This is a genomic window from uncultured Polaribacter sp. (assembly GCF_947495205.1).
In the GTDB taxonomy this organism is placed as follows: Bacteria; Bacteroidota; Bacteroidia; order Flavobacteriales; family Flavobacteriaceae; genus Polaribacter.
The window spans coordinates 85,632-107,367 of the sequence record NZ_CANLXV010000005.1 but is presented as its reverse complement, the minus strand read 5'-3'; the positions used below and the strand labels follow the sequence as shown (position 1 = coordinate 107,367).

Annotated in this window: 20 protein-coding genes; 12 read left to right on the top strand and 8 right to left on the bottom strand. The window is 29.3% G+C overall.

Annotation, left to right across the window (positions count from 1 at the left end; translation table 11 throughout):
- Positions 1-250: 250 nt before the first annotated feature.
- Complete coding sequence (ftsY, locus tag Q0762_RS06385; RefSeq protein ID WP_298764971.1) at positions 251-1,225, top strand: signal recognition particle-docking protein FtsY; 975 nt, start codon at positions 251-253, stop codon at positions 1,223-1,225.
- Positions 1,226-1,313: 88 nt separating this feature from the next.
- On the opposite strand, the gene Q0762_RS06380 is transcribed toward ftsY, so the two are convergent.
- Positions 1,314-1,733: a nucleoside-diphosphate kinase gene (locus Q0762_RS06380; protein WP_298764968.1), complete on the bottom strand. Its 420-nt coding sequence runs from the start codon at positions 1,731-1,733 to the stop codon at positions 1,314-1,316.
- 100 nt (positions 1,734-1,833) lie between these two features.
- Here Q0762_RS06380 and Q0762_RS06375 point away from each other — a divergent pair, with 100 nt between their 5' ends.
- The 8 genes from Q0762_RS06375 to Q0762_RS06340 all read left to right on the top strand — a co-directional run bounded on the left by Q0762_RS06375 (position 1,834) and on the right by Q0762_RS06340 (position 10,555).
- Complete coding sequence (locus Q0762_RS06375) at positions 1,834-2,862, top strand: DHH family phosphoesterase (protein ID WP_298764965.1); 1,029 nt, start codon at positions 1,834-1,836, stop codon at positions 2,860-2,862.
- Positions 2,852-3,385: a gliding motility-associated peptidyl-prolyl isomerase GldI gene (gene gldI, locus Q0762_RS06370; protein ID WP_298764962.1), complete on the top strand. Its 534-nt coding sequence runs from the start codon at positions 2,852-2,854 to the stop codon at positions 3,383-3,385. The genes Q0762_RS06375 and gldI overlap by 11 nt, the downstream gene beginning before the upstream one ends.
- 19 nt (positions 3,386-3,404) lie before the next feature.
- Positions 3,405-4,133 carry an FKBP-type peptidyl-prolyl cis-trans isomerase gene (locus tag Q0762_RS06365; RefSeq protein ID WP_298764960.1) on the top strand — a complete coding sequence of 243 codons (729 nt, stop codon included), beginning with the start codon at positions 3,405-3,407 and terminating at the stop codon, positions 4,131-4,133.
- A gap of 2 nt (positions 4,134-4,135) precedes the next feature.
- Positions 4,136-5,290, top strand: a complete 1,155-nt coding sequence (locus Q0762_RS06360) for a peptidylprolyl isomerase (protein WP_298764957.1) — start codon at positions 4,136-4,138, stop codon at positions 5,288-5,290.
- A 1-nt stretch (position 5,291) separates the two neighbouring features.
- Positions 5,292-5,852, top strand: a complete 561-nt coding sequence (locus Q0762_RS06355; protein ID WP_298764954.1) for a phosphatase PAP2 family protein — start codon at positions 5,292-5,294, stop codon at positions 5,850-5,852.
- A 539-nt stretch (positions 5,853-6,391) separates the two neighbouring features.
- Complete coding sequence (gene pheT, locus Q0762_RS06350) at positions 6,392-8,818, top strand: phenylalanine--tRNA ligase subunit beta (protein ID WP_298764951.1); 2,427 nt, start codon at positions 6,392-6,394, stop codon at positions 8,816-8,818.
- A gap of 72 nt (positions 8,819-8,890) precedes the next feature.
- Positions 8,891-9,931, top strand: a complete 1,041-nt coding sequence (locus Q0762_RS06345; protein ID WP_298764949.1) for a quinone-dependent dihydroorotate dehydrogenase — start codon at positions 8,891-8,893, stop codon at positions 9,929-9,931.
- A 9-nt stretch (positions 9,932-9,940) separates the two neighbouring features.
- Complete coding sequence (locus Q0762_RS06340; RefSeq protein WP_298764947.1) at positions 9,941-10,555, top strand: LysE family translocator; 615 nt, start codon at positions 9,941-9,943, stop codon at positions 10,553-10,555.
- Here the strand turns inward: Q0762_RS06340 and Q0762_RS06335 are convergent.
- From Q0762_RS06335 to Q0762_RS06310, 6 genes are all read right to left on the bottom strand, one after another.
- Positions 10,552-12,504 (bottom strand): hypothetical protein, encoded by a 1,953-nt coding sequence (locus Q0762_RS06335; RefSeq protein WP_298764945.1) that lies wholly within the window; start codon positions 12,502-12,504, stop codon positions 10,552-10,554. The two genes, Q0762_RS06340 and Q0762_RS06335, sit on opposite strands and share 4 nt — an antisense overlap.
- Positions 12,501-13,586 (bottom strand): 3'-5' exonuclease, encoded by a 1,086-nt coding sequence (locus tag Q0762_RS06330; RefSeq protein WP_298764943.1) that lies wholly within the window; start codon positions 13,584-13,586, stop codon positions 12,501-12,503. The genes Q0762_RS06335 and Q0762_RS06330 overlap by 4 nt, the downstream gene beginning before the upstream one ends.
- 21 nt (positions 13,587-13,607) lie before the next feature.
- Complete coding sequence (locus tag Q0762_RS06325; RefSeq protein WP_298764940.1) at positions 13,608-14,276, bottom strand: YggS family pyridoxal phosphate-dependent enzyme; 669 nt, start codon at positions 14,274-14,276, stop codon at positions 13,608-13,610.
- Positions 14,277-14,324: 48 nt separating this feature from the next.
- A complete protein-coding gene (locus Q0762_RS06320) occupies positions 14,325-15,278 on the bottom strand; it encodes a D-2-hydroxyacid dehydrogenase (RefSeq protein WP_298764938.1) in 954 nt (317 codons plus the stop codon).
- Positions 15,279-15,356: 78 nt separating this feature from the next.
- Positions 15,357-16,421 carry a 3-phosphoserine/phosphohydroxythreonine transaminase gene (gene serC, locus Q0762_RS06315; RefSeq protein WP_298764935.1) on the bottom strand — a complete coding sequence of 355 codons (1,065 nt, stop codon included), beginning with the start codon at positions 16,419-16,421 and terminating at the stop codon, positions 15,357-15,359.
- 74 nt (positions 16,422-16,495) lie between these two features.
- Positions 16,496-17,554, bottom strand: coding sequence for an acyl-CoA reductase (locus tag Q0762_RS06310; protein WP_298764932.1), 1,059 nt, complete (start codon positions 17,552-17,554; stop codon positions 16,496-16,498).
- A gap of 69 nt (positions 17,555-17,623) precedes the next feature.
- Here Q0762_RS06310 and Q0762_RS06305 point away from each other — a divergent pair, with 69 nt between their 5' ends.
- Entirely contained in the window at positions 17,624-17,974 is a 351-nt protein-coding gene (locus Q0762_RS06305) for a 4Fe-4S dicluster domain-containing protein (RefSeq protein WP_298764930.1), read from the top strand.
- Between the two features lie 55 nt (positions 17,975-18,029).
- Here the strand turns inward: Q0762_RS06305 and Q0762_RS06300 are convergent, their stop codons facing one another.
- Positions 18,030-19,532, bottom strand: a complete 1,503-nt coding sequence (locus tag Q0762_RS06300; protein ID WP_298764928.1) for a carboxypeptidase-like regulatory domain-containing protein — start codon at positions 19,530-19,532, stop codon at positions 18,030-18,032.
- Positions 19,533-19,676: 144 nt separating this feature from the next.
- Here Q0762_RS06300 and ychF point away from each other — a divergent pair, with 144 nt between their 5' ends.
- On the top strand, positions 19,677-20,768 hold the full coding sequence (gene ychF / locus Q0762_RS06295; protein ID WP_298764926.1) for a redox-regulated ATPase YchF: 1,092 nt from the start codon (positions 19,677-19,679) through the stop codon (positions 20,766-20,768).
- A 263-nt stretch (positions 20,769-21,031) separates the two neighbouring features.
- On the top strand, positions 21,032-21,649 hold the full coding sequence (locus Q0762_RS06290) for a class I SAM-dependent methyltransferase (protein ID WP_298764924.1): 618 nt from the start codon (positions 21,032-21,034) through the stop codon (positions 21,647-21,649).
- The last annotated feature ends 87 nt before the right edge of the window (positions 21,650-21,736 follow it).

Here is a 21,736-nt window from a genome sequence, read left to right as displayed (position 1 = left end):
ATTTTTAGAAAGTAGTTTTTTTTTTGTCCTATATTTGTAATATTTAGGATATTATATAAATTTGGGCGTTACCTAAAGGTCGGGCTTTACATTATATCTTTTTTATGAAAAATAAAAAAGGATGCCATTCCAATCCCTAACGCAACTTGTTTGCAAGCGTAATTAAATATCAGACAATTTGTCAAATTTTTACTTTGGTATAATTTTAGACAAATAATTAACACTAACCAAATAACCCACAACTCTAATTATGAGTTTTTTTAAAAAAATATTTTCAAAAGAAAAAAAAGAAACATTAGACAAAGGTTTAGAAAAAACCAAAACTAATTTTTTTGATAAACTATCTAAAGCAGTTGCAGGAAAATCTAAAGTAGATGACGATGTTTTAGACAATCTAGAAGAAGTTTTAGTAGCCTCTGATGTTGGTGTAGAAACTACATTAAAAGTAATTGATAGAATAGAAGCACGCGTTGCCAAAGACAAATACGTTGGTACAGATGAACTTAATAAAATTCTTAGACAAGAAATTGCAGGCCTTTTATCAGAAACCAATGTTGGTAACGAAACCGAATTTAAAATTCCTACTATAGCAAAAGACAAAGACGGCAATAAAATGCCTTATGTTTTAATGGTAGTTGGTGTAAATGGTGTTGGTAAAACCACTACAATTGGTAAATTGGCAAGTCAGTTTAAAAAACAAGGTTTAAAAGTTGTTTTAGGAGCTGCAGATACTTTTAGAGCAGCAGCAATAGATCAATTACAAGTTTGGGCAGACAGAACAAATGTGCCAATTGTAAGGCAAGAAATGGGTTCAGACCCAGCTTCTGTAGCTTTTGATACCTTAAAATCTGCTGTAAATCAAAATGCAGATGTTGTTATAATAGACACAGCTGGTAGACTGCATAATAAGGTGAATTTAATGAATGAGTTAACCAAAATAAAAAGAGTAATGCAAAAAGTGGTAGACAATTCTCCACACGATGTATTACTAGTTTTAGATGGTTCTACAGGACAAAATGCATTTGAGCAAGCCAAACAATTTACCAAAGCAACAGAAGTAACCTCTTTAGCAGTCACAAAATTAGACGGTACAGCAAAAGGTGGTGTTGTAATTGGCATTTCAGATCAATTTAAAATACCCGTAAAATATATTGGAGTAGGAGAAGGTATAGACGATTTACAAGTTTTTAACAAACACGAATTTGTAGACTCTTTCTTCAAATAAAATATTAAAAGCACAGCTAATAAAAAACTCGTAATCAATTTTGATTACGAGTTTTTTTTAGTTTTAACTAAAAACTAAAAACTAAAAACTAAAACTGCTCTCTTCCAGAAAAGTGAAAGTTTCCTTCAATAGCAGCATTTTCATCAGAGTCAGAACCATGTACAGCATTTTCTCCCATAGAAGTTGCATATAATTTTCTAATAGTTCCTTCTGCAGCATCAGCAGGATTTGTAGCACCAATTAAGGTTCTAAAATCTTCTACTGCATTGTCTTTTTCTAAGATTGCAGCTACAATTGGTCCACGTGTCATAAACTCAACTAATTCACCAAAAAACGGACGCTCATTATGCACCGCATAAAAAGTTTCTGCATCTGCTTTTGTCATTTGTGTTTTCTTTAAAGCTACAATTCTAAAACCTGCAGCGTTAATTTTTTCTAATATTGCACCAGTATAACCGTTTTCTACAGCATCTGGTTTTAGCATTGTAAATGTTCTATTTGTTGCCATTGTATAGACTTTTAAAATTCATTTTTATTCTTGTGAATCTACTCATAAATTCGGCGCAAAATTACACAATTTTTTTAATTAAATTGTATATTCGCAACGTATGATTTTAAAAGGATTTGAGGCTTTAAAAACCTTTCTTGCACAGTCAAGAAATATTGTAATTGTTGGGCATAGAAACCCAGATGGAGATGCTGTTGGTAGTACCTTGGCATTGAAATTGTATTTGGATAAAAAAGGGCATAAAGCCACAGTAGTTATGCCAAATGAATATCCAGATTTTTTACATTGGCTGCCAAGTTCAGATACGGTTTATCGTTTTGATTGGCAAAATAGTCAATCTCAAAAAGCAATTAATGCTTCAGAAATTATATTTTTATTAGACTTTAATGCTTTGCACAGAGTTGGTTCAGATATGCAAAATACTTTAGAGCAATATCCCAAAGATTTTGCCATGATAGATCATCATCAACAGCCAGATGATGTAAAATATATGTATTCTGATGTTACCATTTGTTCAACTTGCCAAATGGTGTACCAGTTTATAGAAATGAATGGCGATGTAGATTTAATTGATTCAGACATTGCAACTTGTTTGTATACAGGAATTATGACAGATACAGGTTCTTTTAGATTTAGATCTACTACAAGCAAAACACACAGAATTATTGCAAATTTAATTGATAAAGGAGCAGAAAACGATAAAATACATAATAACGTATATGATGCAAATTCTTATGGTAGATTGCTTTTGTTGGGGCAAGCGTTAAGTAATTTACAAATTTTTCCAGAATTTAAAACAGCATTTATTACGTTAACAGAAGCAGAAAAAAACAAGTTCGATTTTCAGAAAGGAGATACAGATGGCGTTGTAAATTATGCACTTTCTTTAAAAGGAATAATTTTTGCGGCTATTTTTATAGAAGACAAAGAACAAAATATTATTAAAATCTCTTTTCGTTCTAAAGGCAAATTTTCTGTAAACCAATTTGCCAGAAATCATTTTAATGGTGGTGGGCATGATAATGCTGCTGGAGGAAAGTTTGATGGCACTATGGAAGCAATGATTACAGATTTTAAAAACCATTTACCAAATTATAAAGACGAATTAAACAATTCATATGAAGTTTAAGATATTCGTTTTTTTTGCATTAGTTGTACTTTTGGGTTGTAAAAAAACAACACCAAGAAGACCTATACAACCTAAACCATCCACCACTATTTTTCAAGAGAATATAGCCGTTACCAAGCAATTATTTCAGCAAGAAGAGAAAGAGATATTACAATTTATAAAAAAAGATTCTTTAAAGAAATATCAATCTTCTTCAAATGCATTTTGGTACACTTATAAAACTAAAGTTGACGAAAATTTACCAAGTCCTAAAACAGGAGATTTGGTTACATTTAGCTACAATATTAGTACTTTAAATGATTCCATTGTATACACCAAAGAATTTTTAGGAGTTCAGAAATATAAAGTAGATAAAGAAGACTTTATTTCTGGAATTCAAAAAGGATTAAAGTTGATGAAAAAGGGAGAAACAATTACCTTTGTTATTCCTTCTTACAATGCCTTTGGTGTTGCTGGCGATGGAAAAAAAATTGGTATTAACAAAACGATAAAAAGTACAGTAACATTAATTAACATAAATTAAATTTTAAATTAGAAACACAATGAAAGTAATTAAAAGCTTAGCAATAGTAGCAGTTACAGCATCTCTTTTTTCTTGCGGAAAGCAAATAAAAGAAGTAAAATCTTTAGAAACGGAAATAGACTCTGTAAGTTATGCGGTTGGTTTAAGTATGGCAAATCAGTTAAAATTCAATTTTAAAGAAGTAGATAAAGATGTTTTATTACAAGCAATTTCTAACGGTTTAGATTCTACTAATCTATTAATTGCTTATAGTGATACACAAGCTGTTTTAACTCCTTTTTTCAATAAAAAAAGAGAAGAAATGATGAAAGAACAGCAAGCAAAACAAGCGGAAGAAGCAGCTGCTAAATTTGGCGATAACAAAAAAGCAGGAGAAGACTTCTTAGCAGAAAATAAAAACAAACCTGGTGTTAAAACTACTGCAAGTGGTTTACAATATATGGTAATGAAAGAAGGAACTGGAGAAAAACCAGCATCCCCAACAACAAAAGTAAAAGTACATTATCATGGTACAAACCTAGAAGGCAAAGTGTTTGATAGCTCTGTAGATAGAGGAGAACCATCTGAATTTGCTTTAAATCAAGTTATTCCTGGTTGGACAGAAGGTTTACAATTAATGTCTGTTGGTTCTAAATATAAATTTTTTATACCACAAGAATTAGCATATAAAGCAGCACAAAGAGGTCCACAAATTAAACCTTTTTCTACTTTAATTTTTGAAGTAGAGTTATTAGATATTGTAAAGTAACAATGAGAATTTTTATATTATTTACTTTTATAGCCGTTTTTTTAAGTTCTTGTATTTCAGAAAAATACAAGAACTTAGAAGACGGTTTATATGCAGAGATAGAAACCAATAAAGGTCAAATATTTTTAGAGCTTTATGCCAAAGAAGTACCTAAAACTGTTGGTAATTTTGTGGCTTTGGTAGAAGGTACCAATTCATTTTTACCAGATTCATTAAAGGGAAAAAACTTTTATGAGGGCATTATTTTTCATAGAGTAGTAAATAATTTTGTGATACAAGGTGGTGGCTTTACACCAGAAGGTAGGCGAAGTGCAGGATATCTTTTTGGAGACGAGTTTCCAAAAGATAAAAATGGAGATTTACTTTTTAAGCATGATAATTTTGGTGTGCTTTCTATGGCAAATGGTGGACCTACAACAAATAATAGCCAATTTTTTATAACGCATAGAGCGATACCACATTTAGATGAAAAGCATAGTGTTTTTGGTAAAACAACTGTAAATTCTAATCAAATAGAAGCATTACAGTTAGAATATAAAGATTCTTTAGCTTTAAATAAAGCCATAGACTCTGCTAGAATGGCAGTAGTGCGTAAAATTGTGCAAAATGATACCATTAAAACTATTAATATTGTTAGAATAGGTAGTTTTGCTAAAAAGTTTAATGCGGCAGAAACATTTGCTAAGGAAGTTGCTGCATTTAATAAATTACAAGAACAGAAAAATGCGATACAAAAAGATAGTGAAGAAAAAAGATATGCAAAGTATTTAGCAGAAAAAGAACTGTTTTTTGGTAAAATGGAAATTTTAAAAGCGAAAGAGACAGAATCTGGCTTATCTATTTTAAAATTAAAAGAAACCAATGGTAAAAAGGTGGTAGACCATAAACCAATTACCGCTAATTATACCATTTATTTGGCAGATGGTAAAAAAATACAATCTACAGAAGATGGTGGAAAACCTTTAGTTTTTCAACTAAATGATGAGCAAAGACCAATGATTACTGGTTTTAAAGAAGGTGTTTTAACGTTAAGAGAAGGAGAAAAAGCAAGGTTATTTATACCTTATTATATTGGTTTTGGCGAACAAAAATATGGTCCATTTCCAGCAAAATCAGATTTGGTTTTTGAAGTAGAAATTTTAAAAGTAGGCAAATAGTATGTTAGAAGATATCATACAAAAAGACAAAGATTTATTAATTTTCTTAAATAGTTTAGGAAACGAAAATTGGGATACGCTTTGGTTAATGATTACAAAACAATTTAACTGGATACCTCTTTTTTTATTAATTATTTTCTTGGTAATTAAGTATTTTGGTTGGAAACGTGGTGGATTTGTAATTTTAAGTATGATTGTTTTGGTTGCTTTTTCAGATCAATTTACCAATTTAATTAAAAATACTGTAGGACGTCTTAGGCCAAACAACGATCCTGAAATCATGCACATTTTAAGAACTTTTATTAGACCCAAAGGCTTTAGTTTTATGTCTGGTCATGCAACTACATCTACCTTTTTTACTGTTTTTACCATTCTTTTGTTAAGAGATAAAGTAAAAGCAATATACTTTATGCTTATTTTTCCAGCAGTTTTTGCTTATAGCAGATTGTATTTGGGTGTACATTTTCCAATAGATATACTCGTTGGAATTTTAATTGGTACAACCTTTGCAAATTTATATTATAAACTCTACAAAAAAGTAGATAAAGCTATTTTTGATTAATCTGTTTCTTGTTTGAATTACAAATACTTTTGCTATAGTAAAAGGCCTGTAATTAACTGTTTATTTATTTTGCTTTACAATGCATTGATTTGTAGTTTTTAAATCAAATAAACTGTTTGTTTTTGAGCTGAAGTAACACTTTTTTACAAAAAACCTTTTAGCATATTTCTTTTCGAAAAATGGATAATTTATAATTAATACCCACTATTTAAAGGGAAAGGCATTATGAAATTTAGTTTTAAATCGAAACGAAAACCCAAGAAAAACTGCTTTAAACTTCTTTTGCAACAGCATTTTCTGATTCAGTAAAAAGGAAATAAAATTCAAGTACAAAATTTAAAATCTTTTGATACTAGCATGGTTAAAATTTTTTGAATAAAACTTTTAGTTTACATGAAGTATTGCAATTGCTAAAATTTGGAAATAGTTTTCTGTTTAGATAAATTACCTTGTAAAACTTCTATTTTTAAAGTGATAAATCTCTTAAAAAAAAGATATTAATTCAGTAAATTTGCGCTATAAAATCACAAAAAGAGATTATGAAAATATCATACAATTGGTTAAAACAGTTTTTGCAAACAGACTGGGAGGCAGTTAAAACTGGAGAATTATTAACCGATTTAGGATTAGAAGTAGAAGGAATAGAAACCAAAGAATCTATAAAAGGAAGCTTAAAAGGTATTGTTGTTGGGCATGTTTTAACATGTAAACAACACCCAAATGCAGATAGGTTAAAGGTTACTACTGTAGATTTAGGTAATGGAGAGCCTGTGCAAATAGTTTGTGGAGCACCAAATGTAGACGCTGGCCAAAAAGTGCCTGTAGCTACTATTGGCACAACTTTGTATGATGATAAAGGTGAAGGTTTTAAAATTAAAAAAGGTAAAATTAGAGGAGAAGAAAGCCATGGAATGATTTGCGCAGAAGATGAATTAGGTCTAGGTGCTAGTCATGATGGGATTATGATTCTTGATGAAGATTTAGAAGTTGGTAAACCTGCTGCTGAAGTTTTTAATATAGAAACCGACCAAGTTTTTGAAATTGGTTTAACTCCAAATAGGTCAGATGCTATGAGCCATTTTGGTGTAGCTAGAGATTTAAAAGCAGGTTTACTGCAAAATGACATAAATTTAGAATTAATTACACCTTCTGTTAGTGATTTTCATGTAGATGAAAGAACTTTACGTTTTGATGTAGAAGTAGACAAAAAAGAATTAGCGCCAAGATATTGTGGAATTACAATTACAGATATTGAGGTTAAAGATTCTCCAGAATGGATTCAAAATAGGTTAAAGGCCATTGGTTTAAGCCCAAAGAACAATGTTGTAGATATTACAAATTACGTTTTGCACGAATTGGGGCAACCTTTACATGCTTTTGATGCGCAAAAAATTAAAGGCAATAAAATTCTTGTAAAAACTTTAGAAGAAGGTACAAAATTTACCACTTTAGATGACGTAGAAAGAGAATTATCTGCAGAAGATATTATGATTTGTGATGCAGATTCTAATCCACTTTGTATTGCAGGTGTTTTTGGTGGAAGCAAATCTGGAGTTACAGAACACACCACATCAATTTTTCTAGAAAGTGCTTATTTCAATCCGGTTTCTGTTAGAAAAACAGCTAAAAGGCACGCGTTAAATACAGATGCATCTTTCCGATTTGAAAGAGGTATAGATATCAATTTAACAGAATATGCATTAAAAAGAGCTGCACTTTTAATAGAGGAGTTTGCAGGAGGTAAAATGGCTTCTGATATATCTGATTTTTATCCAGAAAAAATAGAAGATTTTCAAGTGTTTTTGTCTTACGAAAATGCATATCGTTTAATTGGTCAAGAAATACCTAAAGAAACTATCAAGAAAATTTTAGCTTCATTAGAAATTAAAATTAATAGCGAAACAGCGGGTGGTTTAGGGTTAACTATACCTTCTTACAGAACAGATGTGCAACGTGAAGCAGATATTATTGAAGAAATTTTAAGAGTTTATGGTTATAATAATATCGAATTTTCTCATAAATTAAATACTTCTATTTCTTTTGATTCTAATAAAGAAACAAAGGTAGAAAACATTGTTGCCAATCAATTGAGTGCGTTAGGTTTTAATGAAACCATGGCAAATTCGCTAACAAAAGCAGCTTATACAGATTTATCTGAAAATATAAATGAAGAAAATGGGGTTACCATGTTAAACCCGTTAAGTAACGATTTAAAAGTGTTGCGCCAGTCTTTATTGTTTAGCGGTTTAGAATCTATTGCTTACAACATCAATAGAAAAAATAATGCGTTAAAGTTTTATGAATTTGGTAAAACCTATCATAAATACAATGAAAAATATCAAGAAGACAAGCATTTAACTTTATTTGTTACAGGAAATAAAACGGTAGAGAGTTGGAATGTTACTTCTGAAAATTCAGATTTTTTCTATCTAAAAGGAATTATTGTAAATATTTTAAACAGATTAGGTTTAGATAATACCAAAGCATCACCAAGCAAACAAGATGTTTTTGCTGAAGGAATTTCTTTAGGTTTGGGAAAAATGAAGTTGGTAGAATTTGGAGTTGTAAAACGCTCCATACTTAAAGAATTTGGAATTAAGCAGGAGGTTTTATTTGCAGATTTTAATTGGGATACAATTTTAAAATTAGTAGGCAATAAAAAAGTTAAAGTAACTGAGTTGCCAAAATTTCCAGCAGTAAAAAGAGATTTAGCTTTGTTATTAGATTCAAAAATTGAATTTAAAACATTATATAATTTGGCTTTTCAATCTGAAAAGAAATTACTTAAAGCTGTAGATTTATTTGATGTTTATGAAGGTGATAAGTTACCAGAAGGCAAAAAATCTTATGCAGTAAGTTTTTTATTACAAGATGAAACCAAAACTTTAGCAGACAAGCAGATAGATAAAATAATGCAAAAATTACAACAGACTTTTGAGAAAAATTTAGAAGCTGTTTTAAGATAATTTAAAAGCTCCATTTATTTGGGGCTTTTTTTGGCACTAGTTATCATTTTAGGACCAAACAAATACGTACATATGTATAAATTAATTATAAGACCCATTTTATTTTTATTCGATCCAGAAAAAGTACATTATTTTACATTTTCATTAATAAGAACGCTTTGTAAAATTCCTTTTTTTGCAGCTATTTTTAGAGGTTTGTATCAAGTAAATGATAAAAAATTAGAACGAAACTTATTTGGTTTAACCTTTAAGAACCCTGCTGGTTTAGCTGCTGGTTTTGATAAAAATGCAGTTTTATATAATGAATTGGCAAATTTTGGTTTTGGTTTTATAGAAATTGGTACAGTTACTCCAAAAGGACAAGTTGGTAATCCTAAAAAAAGATTATTTCGTTTAAAAGATGATCAAGGAATTATTAATAGGATGGGTTTTAATAATGATGGAGTAGCAGAGGCAATTAAAAATCTTAAAGGAAACCAAGGTAAAGTAATTATTGGTGGTAATATTGGTAAAAATACCCAAACTGCTCCAGAAAATTACACAGCAGATTATTTGGCAGTTTTTAAAGAGTTGCACGCTCATGTAGATTATTTTGTGTTAAATGTTAGTTGCCCAAATGTTGGGAGTCATGCAAAATTAAATGATGTAGATTATTTAGTTGAATTAATTACGTCTTGCCAAGAAGAAAATATAAAGTTTGATCAACAAAAACCAATACTATTAAAAATTGCGCCAGATTTAAATGAGATGCAATTGGATGAAATTATTTCATTAGTTGCAAAAACTAAAATTGATGGTGTAATTGCATCAAACACTTCTACTACCAGAGATAATTTAAAAGCTTCAGAAGAAAGATTAAAAGAAATAGGCAATGGTGGTGTTAGTGGGCAACCTATTAAAGCACAAAGTACAGCAGTTATAAAATATTTGGCAGAAAAATCTAACAAGGCATTTCCAATTATTGGAGTAGGTGGTATACATTCAGCAGCAGATGCTTTAGAAAAAATAAATGCGGGTGCAGATTTGGTACAAGTGTATACAGGTTTTATTTATGAAGGTCCTAAATTGATAAAAAAAATTAATAAAGCATTGTTACAAAACATAAATGGCTAAATTGTTAAGATGATAGAAACACTATTGTCTTTTGCAATTGCAACCGCTATTTTGGCCATTTCTCCTGGACCAGACAATATTTTTGTTTTAATGCAAAGCATTGTAAATGGAAAAAAATATGGTTTAGCCACTGTTTTTGGTTTAATTTCTGGCTGTTTAGTACATACAACTTTATTGGCATTTGGTATTAGTGTAATTATACAACAATCAGAAAAGCTATTTTTAGCAATAAAGATATTTGGTGCTTTATACCTTTTATATTTGGCTTATATTGTTTTTAAATCCGATTCAAAAATTTTATTTTCTTCAGAAAGCATTCAAAAGAAAACAACAAAGCAATTGTTTAAACAAGGTTTTGTAATGAATGTTTTAAACCCTAAAGTATCTATTTTCTTTCTGGCTTTTTTTCCTGGTTTTTTATTTAGTGAAACGTTAAGTACAATTGCACAATTTTACGTTTTAGGAGTTGTTTTTATGCTGGTTTCTTTATTTATATTTTCAACTATTGCTTTGTTAGCAGGAAGTATTTCAGATACTATAAAACAAAAAGAAACTATAGGAATTTATTTAAAGTGGTTGCAAATAATAGTGTTTATTATAATTGCGATATTTATTTTACGTTAAGCTTTCTTTTTTAAAACAATATAAGAATTTTCAGATATTATAATTTGTTTGAATAATTCTTTTAAAGCAAAATACGCTGCACTACTATAAGTTTTTTTTGCAATTCTAAATCGCGTGTATACGGTTATTTTATTTTCCTCTTTATTGGTATTTAAAATAAAATAACCACCTTTGTTTGGCAGTTGTATACTTTTATTTTCTGGTATTTTTACAATATTATAGTTCGCTGGCACTTCTAAGCTAATTGCAAAATTACGATTTATAGGATGTCCAAAATCTACTGGATACAATCTTTCTCTTAATTTAAAAGGGTTTTCTTTAAAACGATCAAATAAAAAGGGATTAATTCTAAAGGTATTGCCTAAATCTTCAGCTATAAAAATTTTAATATCAAATGTTTCATTTAAAGGTTTATCCAACTCCAATTCTCCAGAAACTGTATAGTTTTCAACTTCTATGTCTATTTCTTTATCTTCAAAATCATCAAGATAAGCTTCTTGCGTAATAGTTGCTAGTTTTTCTCTTTGTTTGGCAGCGTAATAACCAGTATTATTAATTTTTAAAGTGCCGGTTAAGTCTCCTGTTTCAGTTAGTATTAATTTTGCATTTGAATTTTTAACAGTATTATAAAGTGGTTTTAGTTTTACCCAATTGCCATCTTCTTTAAAATTTATAATTCTTGCTTCACCATTTAATGTTCTTATTGGCAATTGCCCAAAAGGTAAAAACTTTTCTGTAGCATCTAAATAATAATTAATGCCATTGATTTTAGTACGCACCACAACATAATTATAATCATAAATAATAGGATATAATTTTGTTGGTATTCCATTTTGTCTGGTAGAAAGTACTACTAAGTTTGCATTAAGATCTGCAGCCTGTAAACTATTAAATAAAGCCAAATTAATTTCACCTACATTACCGCTTTTTTCTAAAAAAGCATCTTTAATTTTTGCGTCTTCACTAGTCCAATAATTAGAATTCCAGGTAAAATGATTTTGCACAAAGCTATATATTTTCTTGGCTTTTTCTAAATCATCTGGCGTTTCTAAAATGTTTAAAGGGATTCTTTTTTTGAAATATCTTTTTTTAGAAAGTTGATTGTTAAAAAACTGACTTTTCAGTTTTTTATCTGCTTCTGCCCAAGTGGTTGTATATTTTTCTACACCTCCTGTAGGACTGTGATAAGATTCTAAATCAAAAGACAATCTAGACAAGTAATTTTTCTTACTTAACATATAATCTTCTTCTTTAAATGCAGGAATATTATACATTCCATAGGCATAAACAGCACAGGCACCTTGCCCTAAACCGTCTATAAAAATACATTTTTTATCTATAGAAGGTTTATCTTTATCAAGTTTGTTAAAGCCAATTATTCTAACATTGTATTTATAATTGCCTAAAATAGCGGCATCATATTCACTCTTTATTTTTGGTATTTTAGATTGAAAAACCCAGTCTTCTAAACCTAAATATGGAGATATAATACTGTATTTGTATTCAATTACTGTTCCCTCTTTAATGTTGGGTAAAGTAAATTTTTTAACGGTCCAATTATCTCCTTCTTTTAAAGAAAATATTTTAGTTTTATCTAAAGAAGTTGTGTTTATTTTACCATCTACCAAATTATAAGAAATGGCCATGATATCTTTAATTTTTTTTTCTTTATATAAGTTTACAATGATGTTGGCAAGATCAAATGCATTTTTATTAAAAATTTTTATTCGGTAGTAATAATCAGTTCTAGTATTATAGTTTTCTTCTGCATCTAAATAAACATTGGCATGTTCATACAAAACTACTGCATTGGCTGTACTATCTTTATCATATAAAGGCATTTGTAGTTCCTTAATACTGGTTTGCCCCATTTGAGTAGATTTTTTATTTTGAGCACATAAATTACTAGTACTAATTAAAATTAAAATAAGGGTTACTATTTTTTTCATTTTTCTAAGCGGATAATTTTTTGAACTTTGTTTTTATTCAAATATTCTTTTACAATTCCTTTTGCTAAGTTTTTATCATCAATAATGGTTAAAACACTTTTAAGAATAGCTAACTTATTTTCTTGATAGGCTAAATTAGTATAGCCATAACCATATACTTCATTATTTTCTATTAAGATAACTGCATGTTCTTCTATAGTTCTGCCTTTATCAATTACAATAAAATCATTATTATTAAAATGTAATAAATAAGGTTTTCTTTTTTTTCTGATGTTATATTTTGGTGATAAGTTATCTAACTCCATTTGGTATTTTAGGCGCATAAATAAATCATTACCAGATTTTTCAAAAGTAATTGTACTTGCTCTTTCTTGAATTTTTAAAGCGCGTTTGGTTTGTTTTAAAAACAATTTGTTTACTTCTGCTTTTGCATTTTTGCCACGACCTAAAAAGATTACTTTACCTTCTTTATTATGTATATAAAAAAGCCCCAATTCTTTTGGTACAGATTCAATTAATTTTTTTAGGCGTTCTTTTTCTATTCTTTTGTCGTGGTATTTTACAGTATTTTGTATAATTGTTTTTCCGTTATCTTTATCTAATAATAACTTAAATAGTTGCACAGTTGCCAACGCATCGCCAGAGGCTCTATGTCTATCTGTCATAGGTATTCCTAAAGCTTTTGTTAGTTTTCCAAGGCTGTAAGAAGGTTGGTCTAAAATTAATTGCTTACTAAGCTCTACCGTACAAAGTGTATTTCTATTATAACTGTAACCTAATCTGTCAAACTCTGTGCTTAAAATTCTGTAATCAAAAGAAGTATTGTGCGCCACTAAAGTGCAGCCGTCTGTAATTTCTAAAATGCGTTTGGCAACTTCGTAGAATTTAGGAGCATTACGTAGCATTTTATTGTTGATACCTGTAAGTTTAACAACAAATTCTTGAATTGCTTTTTCTGGATTTACTAAACTTATAAATTGATCAACAACTTCTAATCCATCAAATTTATAGATGGCAATTTCTGTAATGCCTTCTTCATTAAATTTACCTCCTGTTGTTTCTATATCTAAAACTGCGTACAAACTTTCTTTTTAAATTGTTTTTTAATTGTAATTTCTATTTCCAAATATAGAACTTCCTACGCGAATCATTGTGCTACCTTCTTGAATTGCCAATTTAAAATCGCCACTCATACCCATAGACAATACATTTAGCTCGCAATTTTTAGCAGCAGTTTTTAGTTTTTGTGTATTAAAAAAGGTTTTTAAAGAAGAAAATTCTTCTTGTAATTGCTTTTGATTGTCTGTAAATGTCGCCATTCCCATAAAACCAACAACCTTAATGTTTTCTAAGGTTGTAAATGAAGATGAATTTAAAATTTCTTCAATTTCCGAAAAAGGTAAACCAAATTTAGTAGCTTCTTTTGCAATTTTGGCTTGTAGCAAACAATTAATTACTCTGTTGTGCTTTTTGGCTTGTTTATTAATTTCTTTTAAGGTAGAAAACTTATCTACGCCATGAATTAAATCTACAAAATGAGCCATATACTTTACCTTGTTACTTTGCAAATGGCCAATCATATGCCATTTAATGTCTTTAGGTAAAGCTTCATACTTATCTACCATTTCTTGTATTTTATTTTCACCAAAAATACGCTGACCAGCAGTATAAGCTTCTTGTAAATCTTCAATTGGTTTGGTTTTAGAAACAGCAACCAAAGTAGTGTTAGCAGGAATTTGACTTTTTATATTTTCTAAATTTTTTTGAATCATTTTATAAATTTCAAAGTTTTACAAAAAACATCAACTAAAAAACAAAAATTAATTTTTTAACAATGCAATTATTTGGTTAGCTAATTCTAAACCTATTCTTTCTTGTGCTTCAATTGTACCAGCACCAATATGTGGTGTTAAAGATATTTCTGGATTCATTAATAATTGTACTGCAGGTGTTGGTTCTGTTTCAAAAACATCTAAACCAGCAAATTGTACTTTACCATCTGCAATTGCCTTTACCAAATCTACTTCATGCAAAATACCACCTCTTGCAGTGTTTATTATGCCTACACCATCTTTCATTTTATTAAAATCTTCTTCAGCAATTAAATACTCTTCTTGAGCAGGAACGTGTAAAGAAATAAAATCTGCTTCTTTTAAAAGTTCATCTTTTTCTACGGTATCAATATGAAAAGTAATTTTTTGTCCGTTGAAAAATTCTAATGCAATAGGTGCAGATTCAATTAATTGATCGGTTGCTAAAACTTTCATTCCAATACCAAGTGCAATTTTAGCAACTTCTTGTCCTATTTTTCCAAAACCAATAATACCTAAGGTTTTATCTCTTAATTCTGTACCGTTTGCAAATGCTTTTTTGAGTTCTTTAAAATGGGTATCTCCTTCCAAAGGCATTTCTCTGTTTGCAACATGTAAAAACCTAGCCAAACCAAATAAATGTGCAAAAACCAATTCTGCTACAGCACTAGAAGAGGCTTCTGGAGTATTAATTACGTGTAAACCATTGTCTTCTGCAAACGCTACATCAATATTATCTAAGCCAACACCAGCACGCCCAATTAATTTTAAACTTGGGCAAGCTTCTATTAATTCTTGATGCACTTGTGTAGCGCTTCTAACTACAATTGCATCAATATTATGTTCGTTTATATAATTTTCTAATTGATTTTGAGCTACTTTGGTAGTTAAAATCTCAAAACCAGCTTTTTCTAAAAGGTCTTTTCCACCATTAGAAATGCCATCATTTGCTAATATTTTCATTCCATCCCAACCTTCCTAATAGGAAGGAGTTTTTATTTAGTATTAATTTTAAACTAGTTTTTTTCTCTTTAGAAAGCTTTAAAGCTGAGATTCTAATTCTTGCATTACATCTACCAAAACTTGTACACTGTATAAAGGTAAAGCATTATACATACTCGCTCTATAGCCACCAACACTTCTATGACCGTTTAAACCGTTTATGCCAGCTGCTGCCCACATTTTATCGAATTTTTCTTTTAAAGAATCATCTTTTAAAATAAACGTTGCGTTCATAGTACTTCTATCTTCTTTGGCAACAATGCCTTCAAAAAGCGAATTTCTATCGATTTCTGCATATAAAAGTGCTGCTTTTTTATTGTTTACTTTTTCAATAAAAGGAATACCACCCAAATCTTTTAACCATTGCAGTGTTAGCATAGAAACATAAACAGGAAAAACGGCTGGTGTATTAAACATACTGTCTTTGTCTATATGAATCTGATAATTTAACATAGCTGGAATGTGTCTTTCTACTTTTCCTAAAATAGCTTCTTTAATGATGACCAATGTTGTGCCTGCAGGTCCCATGTTTTTTTGAGCGCCAGCATAAATTAAATCGAATTTTTCGAAATCTAACTGGCGAGAAAAAATATCTGAGCTCATATCACAAACTAATGGAACATTTGTTTCTGGAAACGTTTTCATTTGTGTACCAGCAACCGTATTGTTACTTGTGCAATGAAAATAATCTGCATCTTTAGGAATGCTAAAATCTTTAGGAATATAATTATATCCTTTGTCTTTAGAAGAGGCAACTTCTACCAATTCACCAAATTCTTTGGCTTCTTTTATGGCTTTGTCCGCCCAAGTTCCTGTGTTTAAATAGGCTGCTTTTTTATTTAATAAATTGTAAGCTACCATTAAAAACTCCATACTAGCACCACCATGTAAAAATAATGCTTTGTAGCCTTTGTTTTCTAATCCTAAAAGCTCTAAAGCCAAACTTCTGGCTTTTTCCATAACAGCAACAAAAGGTTTACTTCTGTGTGATATTTCTATTAAAGACAGCTTATCATTATTAAAATTAAGAACTGCTTCTGATGCTTTTTGCAGTACTTCCTGAGGTAAAATACAAGGTCCTGCACTAAAATTATGTTTTTTCATTCTATTTTGAGTTTCATTCTATTTTGAGTTTCAAAGCTTTTTTAAAAACTAAAAAACATCAACTAAAAACTAATTTATATTTCTGATAAAAATTCTAAGGTATTTACATTATCTGCATAATCCCACAACTTAGGGTTTTGCGTTTCACCAAAGGCAACTTCATTTGCTAAAAAGTCTTTGGATACAATACATTGAATTTTATCTTTGTCTTCGTGTAATTTTATTTTTAAATCGATTGGATTGTTGTAATATTCATAAAAAATGGTAGCAATAGGAGAGGAGTAACTCTCATCTTCCTTAATCATTAAAAAACCATTTTCTAACAAATCAAATTCACTCATTAAATAAACAGCCTTGTTATAATCGTAATTATTGGCATATTTTGCGTTGTTTATAATGTCTTTTTTGTTGTACATTCCATTAAAAAAATGATTAAAATCGTAATTTTTAGGAACGTATAATTTAGAAACAGATCTGCAACCCAAACCAAAATAAGTAAAAACATCATCAGATAATTTTTCCAAATCTTGTTCGGTTTCCTTACCTGTAATTACAGCCACAGAATTTCTGTTTTTTCTAATAATATTTGGTTTATTTTTGAAATAATATTCAAAATACCTGGCTGTATTATTGCTTCCTGTTGCAATAACTGCATCAAAATTTTCTAGTTTTTGGGCTGTAAAAGTTATTTTTCCTTTAAAATTTTCAGCTACATACTCTAAATACTTTGCTAAAAAAGGCAACAGGTGTTGGTCATTAGAAGATTGTTTTACCAATACATGATGTCCGGAAATTAAAACGGCTAAAAAATCATGAAAACCTACTAAAGGAATATTACCAGCCATAATTATGGCTACTGTTTTTTCTGCTGAAATTGGTTTTAAATTAGTGGTCCATTTATTTAAATTACTTGTGTTTAATGCTTTAGACCAATTTTCTAAAGACAGTAAGATGTTATCTTTGGTAAACCAAGAGTTTTTTTCTTGTGCTAATTTTAGTTGATGTTTAAATCCATCAAAAAATAAATCGTTAAAGGGTACGTTGTCTTTTTTTTCTATTTTTTCATTAGAAAACTGACTTAAAAAAACGCCTAATTTGTTAAAAGCGTTAATTCTATCTTGAATTGGAGTCATTTATTTTGGTTGTAACTTTTTTTGGACTTATTTTTGCAGTTACAAAGGTACAAAACAGAAAAGAAAATTATGGCAATTATAATAACAGATGAATGTATAAATTGTGGGGCTTGTGAACCAGAATGCCCAAATACTGCAATTTATGAAGGTGCAGACGATTGGAAGTATGCAGATGGTACAGATTTAAGTGGAGATGTAGTTTTACCAAGTGGTAAAGCTGTAAATGCAGATGAAGATCAAGAACCTGTTTCTGATGAGCTTTATTACATTGTACCAGATAAGTGTACAGAATGTAAAGGATTTCATGATGAACCACAATGTGCGGCCGTTTGTCCTGTAGATTGTTGCGTGCCAGATGAAGATATTGTAGAAACAGAAGAAGAGTTATTGGCAAAACAAGCGTTTATGCATAATGATTAATCTTTTAAGGTTTTAGAAATAATTTAAATCCTGAGTTTTTTAAACTCGGGATTTTTTATTTGTATTTTTCTAAATATTCAATAATTTTTTGTCTTTCTTTCCAATTAGAATTGGCATATTCTTCTTTTAGTAAATAGTTGGTTCTTTTATTAAAATCTTCTTTTTTTAAAGGTTTAATTTTTGAATCTTCTATTGAAGTTGTATTAAGAAAAAGCATTTCTAAACCTTCTGTAACGTTTATTTCTAATTGAATGTTAAATTTTACTTTGTTTTTCTCTTTAGAATTTTCTATAAATTTCAGCGGTCTATTTAAAAACGCATAACTGGTTGTACTATTTTTAAAATAAGATTCGTAAATTTTACCAGATTCTGTTTTTTCAAAATAAATAGTACAGTTTTTAATGTTTTCAGAAAATTTTACACCAAATAAAAACTTTAAATTTATGTGGTTGCCCTTTTTGTTTTCTGCATAATGATAATCTATTTTTCTAATAGAAAAATCTTTGGGGTTAATATAGATTTTACCAGCAAATTTAGATTTCGATTTTATTGGTTGAAAAGAAACAACATAATATTTATTTGTGCCTAAAAGCTCGTTTTTCTCTAAGAAATGTTTGTAATATTTTCTATTTAAAAAGTTTTTCTCTTTATTTTCTTCAAAAAATTTAGTGTTCGCTTTTATTTTGTTTTTATAACCTCTAAGATTTGTGTTACTAAAAGAGTTTTCTTTATCAATAGAATCTTTTACAGCTTTAACTTTTTTGAAAGAAAGTGAATCTTCCACCTTAAAAAAACCAGATTTTAATTTGAAAGAAACATTTTTATTTAAATGTTTTAAAACTATGTTTTGTAATTTTTCAATAATATTGTCTAAAGTTAAATCTTCGCCAAAACCTTCTTTTTTAAAACCTGCTGCTTTTTCTAATCTAACCATGCTAAAGGTTTTTTCTGTTTTTGGAATGTAAAAGTCTTTAGACAAAATGATGGCTTTGTATTCTCTTGTAAAGTTCGCTTTATTTTGTTTTATTTCTTTGGCAAAATTATCTAATTCTTCTTCCGCTAAAGTTTTGTCTTGTTTATTTAGAATAGAACTCGACTTTAAATCTAAATTCAATTTTTTAAAGTCCATTTTTTGATCATCAATAACAAAAATGTCTTGCTGAACAGGCGTCTTTAAATAATTTTCTTCCATACTTTTTTGCGTTTTAAACAACAAGCTATCTAAACTTATTTTTGCAATATTTAGCTGAAAGCCTTTTAATAATGTACTTTTTTCTTTTAAAACAACTAAAAAATTGATGTATTCTAAGTCCTTTAAAGAAAGTGTTTTAGTCTCAAAACCTAATTTAGAAAAAGTAATATAACTTATCTTTTTAGCAGAAATGGTGTAACTTCCATCTGTATTAGAAACAGTTCCAATCTCTTTACTAGTTTGTATGGCAACATTTTCAATTGCTTTTTTAAAAGCAAAGTCAATAACTTTTCCTGAGATTTCTTGTGCAGAAATCGTAAAAAATCCAAAAAGAAAAAAGGTAATAAAAAGTAATTTTTTAAGCATGGTTGGTTGATTTTTTTAGAAATGTAGGGCAATTTTATATTCCCAAAAAAAAGAGATTTAAGTTTAACAAAGTATTATATTTGCATTTTGAAAAAATTATAAAAGATTAACTAAAATTAAGTTAATTAAACTAGAAAATAACAAATGAAAGCTGGAATTGTAGGATTACCAAACGTAGGAAAATCAACCTTATTTAACTGTTTATCTAATGCAAAAGCACAAAGTGCAAACTTTCCGTTTTGTACTATAGAACCTAATTTAGGAGTGGTAAATGTTCCTGACACACGTATAGAAAAATTAGAAGAATTGGTTAATCCAGAACGAGTTTTACCAGCAACTGTAGAAATTGTAGACATTGCAGGTTTGGTAAAAGGAGCGAGTAAAGGGGAAGGTTTAGGAAATCAATTTTTGGCAAATATTAGAGAAACAGATGCTATTTTGCACGTTTTACGTTGTTTTGATAACGATAATATTATTCATGTAGATAATTCTGTAGACCCAGTTAGAGACAAAGAAACTATTGATATAGAACTGCAATTAAAAGATTTAGAAACTGTTCAAAAAAGATTAGAACGCGTAAAAAGAACCGCAAAAACAGGCAACAAAGAAGCACAAGCAGAATTGGTTGTTTTATTAAAAGTAGAAGAAACCTTATTATCTGGTGTTTCTGTAAGAGCTTTAGATTTTTCTGAAAAAGAAATAGAATACGTACAATCTTTACAATTTATTACAGCAAAACCAGTATTGTATGTTTGTAATGTTGATGAAAGTGCGGCCGTTTCTGGTAACGATTATGTAGAAAAAGTAAGAGTAGCCGTTAAAGATGAAGATGCAGAAGTTATTGTTTTAGCAGTTGGTACAGAAGCAGATATTACAGAATTGGATGATTATGAAGAGCGTCAAATGTTCTTAGCAGATATTGGCTTAGAAGAAGCAGGTGTTTCTCGTTTGGTACGCTCTGCTTATAAACTTTTAAATTTACAAACTTATTTTACTGCAGGTGTAAAAGAGGTGAGAGCTTGGACAATTCCTATTGGAGCAACTGCACCACAAGCAGCAGGTGTAATACATACAGATTTTGAAAAAGGTTTTATTAGAGCAGAAACTATTGCTTATGAAGATTATGTTGCTTTTGGTTCTGAAGCCAAAGTAAAAGAAGCGGGTAAAATGAGAGTAGAAGGTAAAGAATACATTGTAAAAGATGGCGATGTTATGCATTTTAGATTTAATGTATAATAAAGATGTAATACTAAACTCGTTTCAGTGTTTCCATTGTATTTCTTATAAAGAAATAGAGAATTAAGTATAGGTTTAAAATTAGTATTTAGTTTCTAAAAAATCCCAATTGAAAAGATTGGGATTTTTTTGTTTAGTGTTTTCTGTATTTTAAATGAAATAATAATAACTTCAATTTGTATTTTTGGAAAAATTAAAATAATTTGCCAAATCCAAATCAAAAAAAAACGAAGACCAAGCAACCGTGGCCAACACAAAAAGCCATGGAACAAGTTTATGATTTAAGTCTTTGGGGAGGAAATGAAAAAGAATTTTATTCTGGAGAAGGTTCTCATAACCCAGAAATGGTTACACCTTACATTAACGCAATACAGGCTTTTTTATCATCTTTTAAAAATAAACTTACGGTCTGTGATTTAGGTTGTGGAGATTTTAATATTGGAAATCAGTTAGTTAATTATGCAAAAACGTATATTGCTATAGATATTGTAGCATCTTTAATTGAAAGAAATAAGTCTATTTTTAAACATAGTAATTTAACTTTTAAAACTTTAGACATTACTAAAGCAGTTTTACCCACTGCAGATTGTGTAATTGTAAGACAAGTTTTACAGCATCTTTCTAATGCAGAAGTACAGTGTATTGTTAAAAAACTTGCCAACTACAAATATGTATTGCTTACAGAACATTTGCCCACTGGCGAATTTACCCCCAATAAAGACATTATTTCTGGTCAAGGAATTCGTATTAAAAAACAAAGTGGAATTCATCTTTTAAAGCCGCCTTTTAACTTTAAGCCTATATATTGTAAAGAATTGGTTCGTATTTCTTTACCTAATAATAAAGGAGAAATTCGTACTACACAATACACTGTTTTTTAAAAATCACCACGATTTAATTTACAATATATTAGTTTTAAATAATTGATATTAAATATATTAATTAGGGTAAACTACTTTTTTTTCTAG

Coding starts and splice junctions, on each gene's coding strand:
- ftsY (WP_298764971.1), top strand. CDS start 251: ATGAGTTTTTTTAAAAAAATATTTTCAAAAGAAAAAAAAGAAACATTA.
- Q0762_RS06380 (WP_298764968.1), bottom strand. CDS start 1,733: ATGGCAACAAATAGAACATTTACAATGCTAAAACCAGATGCTGTAGAA.
- Q0762_RS06375 (WP_298764965.1), top strand. CDS start 1,834: ATGATTTTAAAAGGATTTGAGGCTTTAAAAACCTTTCTTGCACAGTCA.
- gldI (WP_298764962.1), top strand. CDS start 2,852: ATGAAGTTTAAGATATTCGTTTTTTTTGCATTAGTTGTACTTTTGGGT.
- Q0762_RS06365 (WP_298764960.1), top strand. CDS start 3,405: ATGAAAGTAATTAAAAGCTTAGCAATAGTAGCAGTTACAGCATCTCTT.
- Q0762_RS06360 (WP_298764957.1), top strand. CDS start 4,136: ATGAGAATTTTTATATTATTTACTTTTATAGCCGTTTTTTTAAGTTCT.
- Q0762_RS06355 (WP_298764954.1), top strand. CDS start 5,292: ATGTTAGAAGATATCATACAAAAAGACAAAGATTTATTAATTTTCTTA.
- pheT (WP_298764951.1), top strand. CDS start 6,392: ATGAAAATATCATACAATTGGTTAAAACAGTTTTTGCAAACAGACTGG.
- Q0762_RS06345 (WP_298764949.1), top strand. CDS start 8,891: ATGTATAAATTAATTATAAGACCCATTTTATTTTTATTCGATCCAGAA.
- Q0762_RS06340 (WP_298764947.1), top strand. CDS start 9,941: ATGATAGAAACACTATTGTCTTTTGCAATTGCAACCGCTATTTTGGCC.
- Q0762_RS06335 (WP_298764945.1), bottom strand. CDS start 12,504: ATGAAAAAAATAGTAACCCTTATTTTAATTTTAATTAGTACTAGTAAT.
- Q0762_RS06325 (WP_298764940.1), bottom strand. CDS start 14,276: ATGATTCAAAAAAATTTAGAAAATATAAAAAGTCAAATTCCTGCTAAC.
- Q0762_RS06320 (WP_298764938.1), bottom strand. CDS start 15,278: ATGAAAATATTAGCAAATGATGGCATTTCTAATGGTGGAAAAGACCTT.
- serC (WP_298764935.1), bottom strand. CDS start 16,421: ATGAAAAAACATAATTTTAGTGCAGGACCTTGTATTTTACCTCAGGAA.
- Q0762_RS06310 (WP_298764932.1), bottom strand. CDS start 17,554: ATGACTCCAATTCAAGATAGAATTAACGCTTTTAACAAATTAGGCGTT.
- Q0762_RS06305 (WP_298764930.1), top strand. CDS start 17,624: ATGGCAATTATAATAACAGATGAATGTATAAATTGTGGGGCTTGTGAA.
- Q0762_RS06300 (WP_298764928.1), bottom strand. CDS start 19,532: ATGCTTAAAAAATTACTTTTTATTACCTTTTTTCTTTTTGGATTTTTT.
- ychF (WP_298764926.1), top strand. CDS start 19,677: ATGAAAGCTGGAATTGTAGGATTACCAAACGTAGGAAAATCAACCTTA.
- Q0762_RS06290 (WP_298764924.1), top strand. CDS start 21,032: ATGGAACAAGTTTATGATTTAAGTCTTTGGGGAGGAAATGAAAAAGAA.